Source organism: Citrobacter braakii (genome assembly GCF_009648935.1).
Classification (GTDB): domain Bacteria; phylum Pseudomonadota; class Gammaproteobacteria; order Enterobacterales; family Enterobacteriaceae; genus Citrobacter; species Citrobacter braakii.
Genome location: NZ_CP045771.1, coordinates 4,159,641 through 4,175,181 on the forward strand (window position 1 = coordinate 4,159,641; position 15,541 = coordinate 4,175,181).

General features: G+C 50.2%; 13 protein-coding genes. 6 read left to right on the forward strand and 7 right to left on the reverse strand.

From position 1 onward, the window contains the following. Positions 1-25: 25 nt before the first annotated feature. The 6 genes from ihfB to GFC06_RS19695 all read right to left on the reverse strand — a co-directional run bounded on the left by ihfB (position 26) and on the right by GFC06_RS19695 (position 6,520). Entirely contained in the window at positions 26-310 is a 285-nt protein-coding gene (gene ihfB, locus GFC06_RS19670; RefSeq protein WP_003035780.1) for an integration host factor subunit beta, read from the reverse strand. A gap of 160 nt (positions 311-470) precedes the next feature. Beyond that, positions 471-2,144, reverse strand: a complete 1,674-nt coding sequence (gene rpsA / locus GFC06_RS19675) for a 30S ribosomal protein S1 (protein WP_003035776.1) — start codon at positions 2,142-2,144, stop codon at positions 471-473. Between the two features lie 113 nt (positions 2,145-2,257). After that, complete coding sequence (gene cmk, locus GFC06_RS19680; RefSeq protein ID WP_016152447.1) at positions 2,258-2,941, reverse strand: (d)CMP kinase; 684 nt, start codon at positions 2,939-2,941, stop codon at positions 2,258-2,260. Positions 2,942-3,174: 233 nt separating this feature from the next. After that, complete coding sequence (aroA, locus tag GFC06_RS19685; protein WP_047359383.1) at positions 3,175-4,458, reverse strand: 3-phosphoshikimate 1-carboxyvinyltransferase; 1,284 nt, start codon at positions 4,456-4,458, stop codon at positions 3,175-3,177. A gap of 68 nt (positions 4,459-4,526) precedes the next feature. Continuing rightward, positions 4,527-5,615: a 3-phosphoserine/phosphohydroxythreonine transaminase gene (gene serC, locus GFC06_RS19690; protein WP_016152445.1), complete on the reverse strand. Its 1,089-nt coding sequence runs from the start codon at positions 5,613-5,615 to the stop codon at positions 4,527-4,529. 212 nt (positions 5,616-5,827) lie between these two features. Further along, positions 5,828-6,520 carry a DUF421 domain-containing protein gene (locus tag GFC06_RS19695; RefSeq protein WP_153690556.1) on the reverse strand — a complete coding sequence of 231 codons (693 nt, stop codon included), beginning with the start codon at positions 6,518-6,520 and terminating at the stop codon, positions 5,828-5,830. A 136-nt stretch (positions 6,521-6,656) separates the two neighbouring features. On the opposite strand from GFC06_RS19695, the gene ycaO reads away from it, so the two are divergent. The 4 genes from ycaO to pflA all read left to right on the forward strand — a co-directional run bounded on the left by ycaO (position 6,657) and on the right by pflA (position 12,947). Beyond that, the gene (ycaO, locus tag GFC06_RS19700) at positions 6,657-8,417 is read left to right on the forward strand and encodes a 30S ribosomal protein S12 methylthiotransferase accessory factor YcaO (protein ID WP_047414124.1); all 1,761 of its coding nucleotides are present in this window, start codon (positions 6,657-6,659) and stop codon (positions 8,415-8,417) included. A 404-nt stretch (positions 8,418-8,821) separates the two neighbouring features. Then, positions 8,822-9,679 (forward strand): formate transporter FocA, encoded by an 858-nt coding sequence (gene focA, locus GFC06_RS19705; protein ID WP_003831909.1) that lies wholly within the window; start codon positions 8,822-8,824, stop codon positions 9,677-9,679. A 59-nt stretch (positions 9,680-9,738) separates the two neighbouring features. Beyond that, positions 9,739-12,021: a formate C-acetyltransferase gene (pflB, locus tag GFC06_RS19710; protein ID WP_016152441.1), complete on the forward strand. Its 2,283-nt coding sequence runs from the start codon at positions 9,739-9,741 to the stop codon at positions 12,019-12,021. Positions 12,022-12,206: 185 nt separating this feature from the next. Further along, the gene (gene pflA / locus GFC06_RS19715; protein WP_003035751.1) at positions 12,207-12,947 is read left to right on the forward strand and encodes a pyruvate formate lyase 1-activating protein; all 741 of its coding nucleotides are present in this window, start codon (positions 12,207-12,209) and stop codon (positions 12,945-12,947) included. A 57-nt stretch (positions 12,948-13,004) separates the two neighbouring features. Here pflA and GFC06_RS19720 read toward each other — a convergent pair whose 3' ends face one another. Further along, positions 13,005-13,853 (reverse strand): MurR/RpiR family transcriptional regulator, encoded by an 849-nt coding sequence (locus GFC06_RS19720; protein ID WP_016156113.1) that lies wholly within the window; start codon positions 13,851-13,853, stop codon positions 13,005-13,007. A 121-nt stretch (positions 13,854-13,974) separates the two neighbouring features. Here GFC06_RS19720 and GFC06_RS19725 point away from each other — a divergent pair, with 121 nt between their 5' ends. Further along, positions 13,975-14,250 (forward strand): PTS sugar transporter subunit IIB, encoded by a 276-nt coding sequence (locus GFC06_RS19725; protein ID WP_016152439.1) that lies wholly within the window; start codon positions 13,975-13,977, stop codon positions 14,248-14,250. Between the two features lie 16 nt (positions 14,251-14,266). Then, the gene (locus tag GFC06_RS19730; RefSeq protein WP_046274698.1) at positions 14,267-15,532 is read left to right on the forward strand and encodes a PTS ascorbate transporter subunit IIC; all 1,266 of its coding nucleotides are present in this window, start codon (positions 14,267-14,269) and stop codon (positions 15,530-15,532) included. Positions 15,533-15,541 lie beyond the last annotated feature (9 nt).

Consider the following 15,541-nt stretch of genomic DNA (forward strand, 5'->3'; position numbering starts at 1 on the left):
CTCGGCGTTAAGTCTCGCTAAAAACTTAACCGTAAATATTGGCGCGATCGCGCAGTTCTTTACCTGGTTTAAAGTGCGGAACGTATTTTCCTTCCAGGTCCACTTTATCGCCGGTCTTCGGATTACGTCCGGTGCGCGGTGCGCGGTAATGCAAAGAGAAACTGCCGAAACCGCGGATTTCAATACGCTCGCCCTGCGCAAGAGTCGAGGCCATATGTTCCAGCATCTCTTTAACTGCATCTTCAACCGCTTTCGCGGGAATATGAGGTTGCTGGGTTGCAAGTCTTTCAATCAATTCTGACTTGGTCATGATTCCTCCGGTTCCTTAAAGGCATAATTAGCTGCTGCATTGATTAAGGGCGGCCTTAGCCGCCCTTTGTCATTGATTACAGGACGAATCCTGTAATCTGTCAAGCTACTCGTCACCCTTTGTGCTGTTAACAGCACAAAGGATTTAGGAGCACTCGATATTACTCGCCTTTAGCTGCTTTGAAAGCTTCAGCCATTGCGTTGTTAGAGAAGTTAGCATCTTCCTGTTTGTTAACAGTTGCGATTGCATCTTTCTCATCAGCTTCGTCTTTAGCACGAACAGACAGGCTGATTGCGCGGTTCTTACGATCAACGCCGGTGAATTTAGCTTCAACGTCGTCGCCTACGCTCAGAACCAGAGTTGCATCTTCAACGCGGTCGCGGGAAGCTTCAGAAGCGCGCAGGTAACCTTCAACGCCGTCAGCCAGTTCTACGGTTGCGCCTTTAGCATCAACAGCAGTGACTTTACCGTTTACGATTGCGCCTTTCTTGTTCAGTGCAACCCAGTTGTTGAACGGATCTTCTGCGAGCTGTTTAACGCCCAGAGAGATACGCTCACGCTCTGCGTCAACCTGCAGAACAACAGCTGCGATTTCGTCGCCTTTTTTGTATTCACGAACTGCTTCTTCACCTGCAACGTTCCAGGAGATGTCAGACAGGTGAACCAGGCCGTCGATACCGCCGTCCAGGCCGATGAAGATACCGAAGTCAGTGATAGACTTGATTTTACCTTCAACACGGTCGCCCTTGTTGTGGGTTTCCGCGAACTGCTGCCATGGGTTGTTTTTGCACTGCTTCAGACCCAGGGAGATACGACGACGTTCTTCGTCGATATCCAGAACCATAACTTCCACTACATCGCCAACGTTAACAACTTTGGACGGGTGGATGTTTTTGTTGGTCCAATCCATTTCGGAAACGTGAACCAGGCCTTCAACGCCTTCTTCGATTTCAACGAAGCAGCCGTAGTCGGTCAGGTTGGTCACGCGACCAGTCAGTTTGGTACCTTCCGGATAACGCTTAGCGATAGCTACCCATGGATCTTCGCCCAGCTGTTTCAGGCCCAGAGATACACGAGTACGCTCGCGGTCGAACTTCAGCACTTTAACAGTGATTTCGTCGCCAACGTTTACGATTTCGCTCGGATGCTTAACGCGTTTCCATGCCATGTCGGTGATGTGCAGCAGGCCGTCAACGCCACCCAGATCAACGAATGCACCGTAGTCAGTGAGGTTCTTAACGATACCTTTAACTTCCATGCCTTCCTGCAGGTTTTCCAGCAGCTGATCGCGTTCTGCGCTGTTTTCGGATTCGATAACGGCACGACGGGAAACAACAACGTTGTTACGCTTCTGATCCAGCTTGATTACTTTGAATTCAAGCTCTTTGCCTTCCAGGTGCAGCGTGTCGCGGACCGGTCGAACGTCTACCAGGGAACCCGGCAGGAACGCGCGAATACCATTCAGCTCAACAGTGAAGCCACCCTTGACTTTGCCATTGATAACACCAGTAACGGTTGCAGCTTCTTCGTAAGCTTTTTCCAGCGTGATCCAAGCTTCGTGACGTTTAGCTTTTTCACGGGACAGCAGGGTTTCACCGAAGCCGTCTTCTACTGCATCCAGAGCAACGTCAACTTCGTCACCAACCTGGATTTCCAACTCGCCTTGGGCGTTTTTGAACTGCTCAGCCGGAATGGCGGACTCAGATTTCAGACCAGCGTCAACCAGTACTACGTCTTTGTCGATAGCAACAACAACACCACGAACGATGGAACCCGGACGGGTTTCGATTTCTTTTAAGGATTCTTCAAACAGTTGAGCAAAAGATTCAGTCATGTTTAATCTTCAGGTTTCATATTTAACGTCCACCTGGCTCCATGCCGGATGGGGTTGTTTAACATACCCGCTGTCAATCCATTGCAACGGGGGTACTGCAAATTCGGTCGCACTTAAGCGAGTGCCAGTTTTTGGCGCGCGTATTGTAACGCTTTTTCAATCACTTGCTCAATGCTTAATCGGGTTGAATCCAAAACTAAAGCATCAGCAGCGGGAACCAGCGGCGCTACAGCACGGTTACGATCGCGGAAATCGCGTTCTTCGATCTCGGCCAAAAGGCGTTCAAAGTTAACACTAAAGCCCTTTTCCTGCAACTGTAGCATACGTCTATGCGCACGTTCTTGCGAGGAGGCGTCCAGGAAAATTTTCACTGGTGCATCCGGGAACACCACGGTCCCCATGTCTCGTCCGTCGGCAATCAGGCCGGGCGCTTCACGAAACGCGCGTTGACGACGTAACAGCGCTTCGCGTACGCGAGGAAACGCAGCGACCTGAGATGCGGCATTCGCTACTTCCTGGGTGCGGATTTCGCCGCTGACATCTTCACCTTCCAGAATGACTTCCAGGTTGCCGTCCGTTGAGATAAAACGCACATCCAGGTGTGAGGCAAGCGGTACCAGAGCATCTTCAGATGTGACATCAACATGGTGATGCAACGCTGCGAGCGCCAGTACGCGGTAGATCGCGCCTGAATCTAACAGATGCCATTGCAATGCTTCCGCCATTGCCTTGCACAAGGTGCCTTTTCCTGCACCACTTGGGCCATCAATGGTAATAACCGGGGCAATTGCCGTCATCTTTTTCTCCTTAAACGGGCATACGTTAACGTGAACGCCGCGCATTATACGCGCCAACGCTAATAATCGTTAACACAGAGTGTAAAAACCCGATTAGTCTGTAACGATGTGAGGAAGAATTGCGCAATTATAGCGGGCTGGCGAGAAACCAGCCCGGAAGATGACACTGATTTACTGTTTATCTGCAGCGATGCGCTCACGAATATGCTGAGCGCGAGCGTCAGATGTGAGGATCAGGCAGGTGTACTAATACGCGCCAGCTGTTCGAAATAATCCGGGAAAGTTTTGGCGGTACATTTAGGGTCCAGAATGGTCACCGGCGTGTCAGACAACGCCACCAGCGAGAAACACATCGCCATGCGGTGATCGTTGTAGGTCGCGATCTCCGCAAACTGTAACGTCGCCGGTGGTGTAACGCGAATATAGTCTTCGCCCTCTTCAACGATCGCGCCCACTTTACGCAACTCGGTCGCCATCGCGAACAGGCGGTCGGTCTCTTTGACACGCCAGTTGTAGATGTTACGTAAAGTCGTGGTGCCTTTAGCGAACAGCGCTGCCGTGGCGATGGTCATCGCCGCATCGGGAATATGGTTCATATCCATGTCTACCGCGTTCAACTCACCGTGAGTACAGGCAATAAAGTCATCGCCCCAGGTAATGGTCGCGCCCATTTTTTCCAGCACATCAGCGAAGCGGATATCACCCTGCATACTGTTGCGGCCAATCCCGGTGACTTTTACCGTACCGCCTTTAATGGCTCCCGCTGCGAGAAAATAGGAAGCGGAAGAAGCATCGCCTTCAACCAGATATGCACCCGGTGACTGATACTGCTGCTGACCCTGCACAACAAAGCGCTGGTAGTTCTGATTCTCAATTTCAACACCAAACGTTTTCATCAGGTTCAGTGTGATATCAATGTAAGGTTTAGATACCAGCTCGCCTTTAATGGCGATCGTCGTATCCTGCGGCGCCAGTGGCGCAGTCATCAGCAGCGCAGTCAGGAACTGGCTGGATACGCTGCCGTCTACCTCAACCTGTCCTCCGGTAAAGCCACCGCGCAGACGTAAAGGCGGATAGTTTTCCTGCTCCAGGTATTCAATGTTGGCTCCGCCCTGGCGTAACGCATCAACCAGATGGCCAATCGGGCGCTCTTTCATGCGCGGCTCGCCCGTCAACACGATGTCATTGCTGCCCAGACACAGCGCAGCGGCCAGCGGGCGCATTGCGGTTCCGGCATTGCCAAGGAACAGTTCCACTGCGCCTTCGGCATGCAGCGCGCCGCCATTGCCGATAATCTCGCAACGCGTACGGTCGGCAGAAAGGGTATAGCTAATTCCTAACGCATTCAGAGCATTAAGCATATGGCGGACATCATCGCTGTCCAGCAGATTAGTCAGGACAGTGGTGCCATTTGCTAATGCAGCCAGCAGCAAAGCGCGGTTAGAAACACTTTTGGATCCAGGCAGATTGATGGTGCCATCCACCCGCGCAATGGGTTGTAACGTCAGGGATTCCATGAAACTCGACTCTCAAAAACAGACATAAAAACCCCACAGACTGGCTGTGGGGATGAAAATACAGCAGATTAACCGCGGCGGCGCTCGAAATCGACCATGAAATCGGTCAGCGCTTTTACACCTTCTAGCGGCATTGCATTGTAGATGGACGCGCGCATACCACCGACCACACGGTGCCCTTTCAACGCGTGCAGACCCGCAGCGAAAGACTCTTCCAGGAAGAGTTTATCCAGGGCGCTGTCAGCAAGCTGGAACGGTACGTTCATGCGTGAACGGTTCGATTTTGCCACGTCGTTACGGTAGAAATCGCTGTTATCGATTACGCCGTACAGCAGTTCCGCTTTTTGCTGGTTAATTTTATCCATCGCGTTAACACCGCCCTGCTCTTTCAGCCATTTAAAGACCAGGCCAGACAGATACCAGGCAAAGGTTGGCGGCGTGTTGAACATGGAGTCGTTGTCATTCAGCACGGTATAGTCGAGGATTGACGGGCATGACACATGAGCCTTACCCAGCAAATCTTCACGTACGATGACAATGGTCAGCCCGGCCGGGCCGATGTTTTTCTGCGCCCCGGCATAAATTACGCCATAACGGCTCACGTCAAGAGGTGCGGAAAGAATGGTAGAGGACAGATCCGCCGTAACCACTACATTGCTGGCAAAATTCGGCGTTTCATCGATCGCAATGCCATCAATGGTTTCATTCGGGCAATAGTGCAAATACGCCGCGTTGTCAGAAAGCTGCCATTCGCTCATTGGCTTAACAGCACGCAGTCCGTCAACGGTGACTTTGGCGTCGATAACGTTCGGCGTACAGTATTTTTTCGCTTCTTTAATTGCGCTGGCGGCCCAATAACCGGCATCAACGTAATCCGCCGTGGTTTTGTCACCCAGAATATTTAACGGGATACCCGCAAACTGCCCGCGCCCACCGCCATGGCAGAACAACACTTTATAGTTGGAGGGGATGCTGAGAAGGTCGCGAAAATCCTGCTCCGCTTCCTCTGCGACCTGGATGAATTCTTTGCCACGGTGGCTAATTTCCATCACCGACGTGCCAAGACCGTTCCAGTCGCGAAGATCCTGTTGAGCCAGTTTAAGTACTTCTGCCGGTAACATTGCCGGACCTGAACTAAAATTGAAGACCTGAGCCATTTCCCCTCACCACGTTGTGTTGTTGTCCAATCAACATCCTGTCATTGGCGATAATCCGGTGACAGACATTGGTATAAGTTATTCCTGTGGATATCGGTTTTATCATTCAGTGACACGCGCCGCAATGGGTAAAACTGGCCAGGGTAAAAATGTGTCATTGGTCACACAACAGAATCTATCGGATTGACGGGTAAAAACCGAGATTTTCGCTGTCAGGTGACCCGTTTTGCCCGACTGGCCTTCGACCATTCTGGATTTGCACAGCGTGGACATAATTGATGATCTCCGGCGTTCATTTGCACCACTTCACTACACCGTATACAGGCATAGTCCCCAGCTTCAGGTATCACTTTAAATCGCTGTGTACAGCGTTTAGGCAAAATACTGAGCCCCGGCTTTACGTCTTCATCGGCAAAGAAATAGACGCTGATTTGCCCATTAGTCTCCAGGATGGCCAGTCTCACCTGTCCCAATTGCTCCACGCCGTTCAAACGCAATTCCATAAAGAATTCGAATTCCGTCATATTGGCGCTATTGAGCTTCGACCATGCCAGCTCGCCGTCCTCAATGATCACAACGGGCTTGCCCTCCAGCAAATCCTCCATTTTCTCGCTATGCGCCATCAGCCACATAACCAGCCGATACAGCACGGCAAGCGTAATAAAGACCACCAGCACCGGCAGCATCGGGACATCATCATAAAATGCCACGTCTCCCGCCGCGGATCCCAGCGTAAGGATAATCAGCACTTCAAAAAGCGACATCTGGCGTACGCCGCGACGTCCGGTGATTTTTAAAAACAGAAAAACCAATATAAAGGTATAGAAGCTGCGCAGAGCAACTTCTCCCAGAAAATCCATGGGCACCTTATCCAGTACCATTCGGTGTAAATCGAAAGCTTTCATTATTATGCTCTAAACGTGGTTGGCTGTAGGAAAGCATAGCTAATACTTTTATTTACGTCTGAACTCCGGCGACGATAGCGCCATTCATTTAAAACCCGTATCATTGCGCGCTTTCCGTACGACAAAAGTGATTTTCATGACGCAAACATTTATCCCCGGCAAAGATGCCGCTCTGGAAGACTCCATCGCTCGCTTCCAGCAAAAATTGCTCGACCTTGGTTTTCAAATTGAAGAAGCCTCGTGGTTGAATCCCGTCCCTAACGTCTGGTCTGTACATATTCGCGACAAAGAATGCGCGCTGTGCTTCACCAACGGTAAAGGCGCGACGAAAAAAGCGGCGCTGGCTTCCGCGCTGGGCGAATATTTTGAGCGTCTGTCGACTAACTATTTCTTTGCGGATTTCTGGCTGGGTGAAACCATCGCCAACGGTCCATTCGTGCATTATCCGAACGAAAAATGGTTCCCGTTGACTGAAGAAGACGACGTACCAGAAGGTCTACTGGATGCTCGTCTGCGTGCGTTTTACGATCCAGACAACGAACTGACTGGCAGCATGCTTATCGATCTGCAATCCGGTAATGAAGAACGTGGGGTCTGCGGCCTACCGTTTACCCGTCAGTCGGATAACCAGACCGTCTATATTCCGATGAACATTATTGGCAACCTGTACGTTTCTAACGGCATGTCTGCGGGTAACACCCGAAACGAAGCGCGCGTTCAGGGCCTGTCTGAAGTCTTTGAGCGTCATGTGAAGAACCGTATTATTGCGGAAAGCATCAGCCTGCCGGAAATCCCGGCCGAAGTCATGGCGCGCTATCCGGCAGTGGTGGAGTCCATCGCCAAACTGGAAGCGGAAGGTTTCCCAATTTTCGCCTACGATGGCTCGCTGGGCGGCAAGTATCCGGTGATTTGCGTTGTCCTGTTCAACCCGGCCAATGGTACCTGCTTTGCCTCCTTCGGTGCGCACCCGGATTTCGGCGTTGCGCTGGAGCGTACCGTCACTGAACTGCTGCAGGGCCGTGGTCTGAAAGATCTTGATGTCTTCACCCCACCAACCTTTGACGACGAAGAAGTGGCTGAACACACTAACCTTGAAACCCACTTCATCGACTCCAGCGGCCTGATCTCCTGGGATCTGTTCAAGCAGGATGCTGACTATCCGTTCGTTGACTGGAATTTCTCCGGCACCACGGAAGAAGAGTTCGCCACCCTGATGGCCATCTTCAACGCTGAAGATAAAGAAGTGTATATCGCCGACTACGAGCACCTGAGCGTTTACGCGTGCCGCATTATTGTTCCGGGAATGTCTGACATCTATCCGGCTGAAGATCTGTGGTTAGCCAACAACGCCATGGGCGCCCATCTGCGTGACACTATCCTCTCTCTTCCGGGCAGCGAATGGGATAAAGAAGACTATCTCAATCTGATCGAACAACTGGATGAAGAAGGCTTTGACGACTTCACCCGCGTACGCGAGCTGCTCGGTCTGGCAACCGGTGCGGATAACGGTTGGTACACCCTGCGCATTGGCGAGCTTAAAGTGATGCTGGCGCTGGCCGGCGGCGACCTGGAGCAGGCGCTGGTCTGGACAGAATGGACGATGGAATTCAACGCCTCTGTCTTTAGCGCTGAACGTGCCAACTACTACCGCTGTCTGCAAACGCTGCTGTTGCTATCTCAGGAAGAAGATCGTCAGCCGCTACAATATCTGAACGCGTTTGTTCGCATGTACGGTGCCGAGGCGGTTGAAGCCGCAAGTGCAGCATTAAGTGGCGAAGCGCCGTTCTACGGGCTTCAAACTGTTGATAGCGATCTGCAGGCTTTCCCGGCGCATCAGTCTCTGCTGAAAGCCTACGAAAAACTGCAGCGCGCGAAAGCAGCACATTGGTCAAAATAGTGACAATCAGCCTGCGCTGAGTAGGCTAAAGGTATTGTCTGGGCTATATTACGGGGCGCTTAATGCGCCCTGTTTTTTATTTTGGTCAAATCAAAAAATAAATGTAAAAACAAGGTTAAATATTAGTAGTTGATATTAAGAAAATTAGCTTATTAATGTGGTTTTTTATCTCAATTACTCCATTTTAATTAACCGCTCCAGAGGAGACAGAAAGAAAAAATTCAACTCACTTTATAATTTTTAAAATTTATTTTTATTTGGATAATCAACAAGTTACACCGTAATCGCATAAAAACCATGCGCCTTACGGGCCTATAAGCCAGGCGAGATATGATCTATATCAAATTCTCATCTATAATGCTTTGTTAGTATCTCGTCGCCGACTTAATAAAGAGAGAGTTAGTGTGAAAGCTGACAACCCTTTTGATCTTATTCTTCCTGCTGCAATGGCCAAAGTTGCCGAAGAAGCAGGCGTCTATAAAGCAACGAAACATCCGCTTAAGACGTTCTATCTGGCAATTACTGCCGGTGTATTCATTTCAATTGCCTTTGTTTTCTATATCACCGCCACAACCGGTACCGGCACAATGCCTTTCGGCATGGCGAAGCTAGTAGGTGGTATCTGCTTTTCCCTGGGGCTGATTCTCTGCGTTGTCTGCGGTGCAGACCTCTTCACCTCAACCGTACTGATTGTCGTAGCGAAAGCCAGTGGCCGCATCACCTGGGGCCAATTGGCGAAAAACTGGCTTAACGTTTATGTCGGCAACCTGATTGGCGCCCTGATCTTCGTGTTACTCATGTGGCTTTCTGGCGAGTATATGACCGCTAACGGCGCGTGGGGTCTCAACGTCCTGCAAACAGCCGACCACAAAGTGCACCATACTTTTGTTGAGGCGGTAAGTCTTGGCATCCTGGCGAACCTGATGGTGTGTCTGGCAGTATGGATGAGCTATTCGGGTCGCAGCCTGATGGACAAAGCGTTTATCATGGTATTACCGGTCGCAATGTTTGTTGCCAGCGGTTTTGAGCACAGTATCGCAAACATGTTTATGATCCCTATGGGTATTGTAATTCGCGATTTCGCCACCCCGGAATTCTGGACCGCTGTTGGGTCTTCTCCGGAGAATTTTTCTCACCTGACCGTGATGAATTTCATCACCGATAACCTGATTCCGGTTACGATCGGCAACATTATCGGCGGCGGTTTGTTGGTCGGGTTGACATACTGGGTCATTTATCTGCGTGGTAACGATCATCATTAATCTGATGATGCCCATTACACGCAGTAAATAAAAAATCCACTTAAGAAGGTAGGTGTTACATGTCCGAGCTTAATGAAAAGTTAGCCACAGCCTGGGAAGGTTTTACCAAAGGTGATTGGCAGAATGAAGTAAACGTCCGTGACTTCATTCAGAAAAACTACACTCCGTATGAGGGTGACGAGTCCTTCCTGGCTGGCGCAACTGATGCGACCACTGCACTGTGGGACAGCGTGATGGAAGGCGTTAAACAGGAAAACCGCACTCACGCGCCTGTTGACTTTGACACCTCCGTTGCTTCTACCATCACTTCTCACGACGCTGGCTACATCAACAAAGCGCTCGAGAAAATTGTTGGTCTGCAGACTGAAGCGCCGCTGAAACGTGCGATCATTCCGTTTGGCGGCATCAAAATGGTTGAAGGTTCCTGCAAAGCGTACAATCGCGAACTGGACCCGATGCTGAAAAAAATCTTCACCGAATACCGCAAAACCCACAACCAGGGCGTATTCGATGTTTACACCAAAGACATTCTGAACTGCCGTAAATCCGGTGTTCTGACTGGTCTGCCAGATGCCTATGGCCGTGGCCGTATCATCGGTGACTACCGTCGCGTTGCGCTGTACGGTATCGACTACCTGATGAAAGACAAATACGCTCAGTTCGTCTCTCTGCAGTCCGATCTGGAAAACGGCGTAAACCTGGAAGCCACTATCCGTCTGCGTGAAGAAATTGCTGAACAGCACCGCGCACTGGGTCAGATCAAAGAAATGGCTGCTAAATATGGCTGCGATATCTCTGGTCCGGCAACCAACGCTCAGGAAGCTATCCAGTGGACTTACTTCGGCTACCTGGCCGCGGTTAAATCTCAGAACGGCGCAGCAATGTCCTTCGGTCGCGTATCCACCTTCCTGGATGCCTACATCGAACGTGATATCAAAGCAGGCAAAATCACCGAGCAAGACGCTCAGGAAATGATTGACCACTTGGTCATGAAACTGCGTATGGTTCGTTTCCTGCGTACCCCTGAATATGATGAACTGTTCTCCGGTGACCCGATTTGGGCAACTGAATCTATCGGTGGTATGGGCGTTGATGGCCGTACTCTGGTTACCAAAAACAGCTTCCGCTTCCTGAATACCCTGTACACCATGGGTCCTTCTCCGGAGCCGAACATCACCGTTCTGTGGTCTGAAAAACTGCCTCTGAACTTCAAGAAATTCGCCGCTAAAGTGTCCATCGACACCTCTTCTCTGCAGTACGAGAACGATGACCTGATGCGTCCGGACTTCAACAACGACGACTACGCTATCGCTTGCTGCGTAAGCCCGATGGTTGTTGGTAAACAAATGCAGTTCTTCGGTGCGCGTGCAAACCTGGCGAAAACCATGCTGTATGCAATCAACGGCGGCGTTGATGAAAAACTGAAAATGCAGGTTGGTCCTAAATCTGAACCGATCAAAGGCGACGTTCTGAACTTCGACGAAGTTATGGAGCGCATGGATCACTTCATGGACTGGCTGGCTAAACAGTACGTCACTGCACTGAACGTTATCCACTACATGCACGACAAGTACAGCTACGAAGCCTCTCTGATGGCGCTGCACGACCGTGACGTTATCCGCACCATGGCGTGTGGTATCGCTGGTCTGTCCGTTGCTGCTGACTCCCTGTCTGCAATCAAATATGCGAAAGTTAAACCGATTCGTGACGAAGACGGTCTGGCTGTCGACTTCGAAATCGAAGGCGAATACCCGCAGTTTGGTAACAACGACTCTCGCGTTGATGACATGGCGGTTGACCTGGTAGAACGTTTCATGAAGAAAATTCAGAAACTGACTACTTATCGTAACGCTATCCCGACTCAGTCTGTTCTGACCATCACCTCTAACGTGGTTTATGGTAAGAAAACCGGTAACACCCCAGATGGTCGTCGTGCTGGCGCGCCGTTCGGACCGGGTGCTAACCCAATGCACGGTCGTGACCAGAAAGGTGCTGTTGCCTCTCTGACCTCCGTTGCTAAACTGCCGTTTGCTTACGCTAAAGATGGTATCTCTTACACCTTCTCTATCGTTCCGAACGCACTGGGTAAAGACGACGAAGTTCGTAAGACCAACCTGGCTGGTCTGATGGATGGTTACTTCCACCACGAAGCGTCCATCGAAGGTGGTCAGCACCTGAACGTGAACGTCATGAACCGTGAAATGCTGCTGGATGCGATGGAACATCCGGAAAAATATCCGCAGCTGACCATCCGTGTTTCTGGCTACGCAGTACGTTTTAACTCCCTGACTAAAGAACAGCAGCAGGACGTTATTACTCGTACCTTCACTCAGACCATGTAATTGGTTTTGACTGAAATCGTACTTTAAAAAGCGTACAATAAAGGCTCCACGTAAGTGGGGCCTTTTTAATAGCCTGCTTTGTCAGCTATCTATACTTATGGATAGCAGCCAAAACAGACTCGACACAGTTAATAACTGTGCACTAACACTGGCCCCGGATGGGCCACACCTGGAGAAACACCGCAATGTCAGTTATTGGTCGCATTCACTCCTTTGAATCCTGTGGCACTGTTGATGGCCCGGGCATCCGTTTTATTACCTTCTTCCAGGGCTGCCTGATGCGCTGCCTGTATTGTCATAACCGTGACACATGGGATACGCACGGCGGCAAAGAAGTCACCGTCGACGAGTTAATGAAAGAGGTCGTGACCTACCGCCACTTTATGAACGCCTCCGGTGGCGGTGTGACAGCGTCCGGTGGCGAAGCTATCCTGCAAGCTGAATTTGTACGCGACTGGTTTCGTGCCTGTAAAAAAGAAGGTATTCATACCTGTCTGGATACCAACGGTTTTGTTCGCCGCTACGATCCGGTGATCGATGAATTGCTGGAAGTCACTGACCTGGTGATGCTCGATCTCAAACAGATGAACGATGAAATCCATCAGAATCTGGTGGGCGTATCTAACCATCGTACGCTTGAGTTCGCACGTTACCTGTCCAATAAAGACATCAAGGTGTGGATCCGCTACGTCGTTGTGCCTGGCTGGTCTGACGATGACGACTCCGCGCACCGCCTGGGCGAGTTTACCCGCGATATGGGCAACGTAGAGAAAATCGAACTGCTGCCATACCATGAGCTGGGCAAACACAAATGGGTGGCAATGGGTGAAGAGTACAAACTTGACGGTGTTAAGCCACCGAAGAAAGAGACCATGGAGCGCGTGAAAGGCATTCTTGAGCAGTATGGTCATAAAGTGATGTACTAATGACGACCACGGCGTCGCAGCGCTCTGCTTGAGTAGCGCGACGCCAACGTTCGATGCCTACGACATAAAATATTCTGAAAGTTTATTGGTCACGCTTTCAATAGAGAAAATACGTTTCTGGTGTGCTTTACGACACTGCACGTAACGCTCATCCTGCTCTTCCAGAGCACTGAGTATGCGATCCGCCACCATCATCGCACCAGCAATTTCAGCAAAACCAGACTCACCTTCCCCCTGTAACGCAACCGCCGCCTGCAAATTCCAGTCAGAAAGCCGATTTAATGGAGCAAACGATCCGCGAGTTAACGAGAGAATTTTTATGCCTTGTTCCTTCGCTAGCGTCAGCGACTGCATCATATCGGTAGAGACTTGTTCTGTATGAATAACGATAATCCCTGTTTTTTGGCTGTCCGCCAACGGAGAGATAGCCGCCGGATAAAATCGGTCGATATAACTGGCTATTTTCCCCATCTGCACCAGATTGATTTGCAGGAATAACGCCACCGGCACCGCCGTACCTACCGCATAAATTGCAATATTACTGAGCTGATTTAACCAGGTCGCAACCGCCTGCAACTCTTTGCTGTCGATGATGGCATTGCTGTCACAAACGCTTGCCAGTACCGCCGCCGTCTCCTCACTTCCGCCATCATTCGGCCGTGCAGCTCCTTGCTCCAGAGCAAGAGCCGTTCTGAAATCAGAAAACCCCTTAAAACCAAAGGCACGGCAAAAACGAGTGATACTCCCCTCACTGGTATCAATAGAATCGGCCAGCTCGGTTATCGTATGCCGCATCACAAAATCAGGATTTTCAGTGATAAAACGCCCTACCTTTTCCAGGATCGGACTCAGCTCTGAAGCCCCATTTCTTATGTTAATCAATAAATTAGTATCTATCTGACTCATTTTTCGCCTTTTTGCACAAAATGCAAATGCTGTCACATACTTTGCCCGGCTTTGCGATAATAATTTTTATCGCACCAATGATAATTAAAAATAATTATTTTTACAAACAGGAGAACGTCTAATGAAAGGTCTGATCGTCTGTCGTACCGGTATGGGCAGTTCGCTAATGCTGAAAATCAAAGCCCAAAAAGTCATCGATAAACATGGCTGGGATATCGATCTTGAACACGATGTCCTGTCAGGGCTACGAACCTGGCAAAACATCGACTTCGTGATCACCATGAGCGACCTGACCGATGAGGTAGAAGCCGCCGGGTTCAGAGCAATCGGTATCACCGATCTGATGAACAGCGAAGAAATGGAATCTGCGCTCACCAGCGTTGTTCAAAACAACTAACCTCTCCGGGGGAAATATGGATCTCCTAAAGTTCATTGTATTCGACATTTTGGGTGTAACCCCACTTTTAGTTGGCTTTATTGCGCTAATTGGTTTGCTTATCCAGCGTAAACCCATCGAAAAAGTGCTTTCAGGTACCTTTAAAACCATCGTCGGATTTCTGGTATTTGCCGGCGGAGCAGGGATTGCGGTGACATCCTTAGGTAATTTTCAGACCTTATTCAGCGATGGATTCGGTCTGAAAGGTGTGATGCCGTTAGCCGAAGCGTTAACTGGGCTGGCACAAACCAAGTTTGCCATGTGCGTTTCACTCATCATGGTCGTTGGTTTCGGCTGGAACTTGTTTTTTGCCCGCGTAACGCCGTTCAAATACATCTTCCTGACGGGTCAACATAATCTGTATCTGTCTGCCCTCTTAACCGTTACGCTTAAGGCGCTTGGCTACAGCGATGTAACAACAATTATCGTCGGCTCCATACTGCTGGGGCTTGCGGCCTGTGTCTATCCAGCTATCGCTCAGCCGTGGATGCGTAAGATTACCGGTAATGATGAAATCGCGATGGGGCATTACGTTACTCTGGCCTACGCGCTATCGGGATGGATCGGTTCGAAAGTGGGTGATCCTAAGCAGTCAACAGAAAAGCTAAATCTTCCCGGATGGTTGGGGATTTTTAAAGACTACATCGTCTCCGTGTCCATCTCTGTCAGTATTTTCTATTACATCGCGGCGCTTGCCGCAGGCGAAGAAGCGGTAACGGCCGCCGCCGGTGGAATGCATTGGCTGGTTTATCCGCTATTCCAGTCACTCACGTTTACCGCATCGCTTTATATCATCATCACCGGCGTTCGCTTGCTGTTGTCAGAAATAGTCCCGGCATTTCTGGGCATCTCTGAAAAATTTATCCCGAACGCCAAACCCGCACTGGATTGCCCAGTCGTCTTTCCGTATGCCCCAACCGCCACCGTTTTAGGTTTCATCTCTTCCTTTGTGGGTGGATTGGTGGTTATGGGGGTCCTCGCATTAATTGGGCAAACGGTCATTATCCCCGTCGCCATCCCCTACTTCTTCATTGGTGCTACCGCCGCCGTCTTCGGTAACGCGTCAGGAGGCTGGAAAGGGGCCATCGCCGGTAGCTTTGTCACTGGCATATTAATTGGTATTGGCCCGGCACTCATCTATCCCATCATGGAGTCGGTGGGTTTGTCCGGTACTAGCTTCCCGGAGACAGATTTTGTCGCCCTCGGCTTAGTGGTTTATTACATTGGCAAAATGTTGCCCTGATAAGGAATG

Coding starts and splice junctions, on each gene's coding strand:
- ihfB (WP_003035780.1), bottom strand. CDS start 310: ATGACCAAGTCAGAATTGATTGAAAGACTTGCAACCCAGCAACCTCAT.
- rpsA (WP_003035776.1), bottom strand. CDS start 2,144: ATGACTGAATCTTTTGCTCAACTGTTTGAAGAATCCTTAAAAGAAATC.
- cmk (WP_016152447.1), bottom strand. CDS start 2,941: ATGACGGCAATTGCCCCGGTTATTACCATTGATGGCCCAAGTGGTGCA.
- aroA (WP_047359383.1), bottom strand. CDS start 4,458: ATGGAATCCCTGACGTTACAACCCATTGCGCGGGTGGATGGCACCATC.
- serC (WP_016152445.1), bottom strand. CDS start 5,615: ATGGCTCAGGTCTTCAATTTTAGTTCAGGTCCGGCAATGTTACCGGCA.
- GFC06_RS19695 (WP_153690556.1), bottom strand. CDS start 6,520: ATGAAAGCTTTCGATTTACACCGAATGGTACTGGATAAGGTGCCCATG.
- ycaO (WP_047414124.1), top strand. CDS start 6,657: ATGACGCAAACATTTATCCCCGGCAAAGATGCCGCTCTGGAAGACTCC.
- pflB (WP_016152441.1), top strand. CDS start 9,739: ATGTCCGAGCTTAATGAAAAGTTAGCCACAGCCTGGGAAGGTTTTACC.
- pflA (WP_003035751.1), top strand. CDS start 12,207: ATGTCAGTTATTGGTCGCATTCACTCCTTTGAATCCTGTGGCACTGTT.
- GFC06_RS19720 (WP_016156113.1), bottom strand. CDS start 13,853: ATGAGTCAGATAGATACTAATTTATTGATTAACATAAGAAATGGGGCT.
- GFC06_RS19725 (WP_016152439.1), top strand. CDS start 13,975: ATGAAAGGTCTGATCGTCTGTCGTACCGGTATGGGCAGTTCGCTAATG.
- GFC06_RS19730 (WP_046274698.1), top strand. CDS start 14,267: ATGGATCTCCTAAAGTTCATTGTATTCGACATTTTGGGTGTAACCCCA.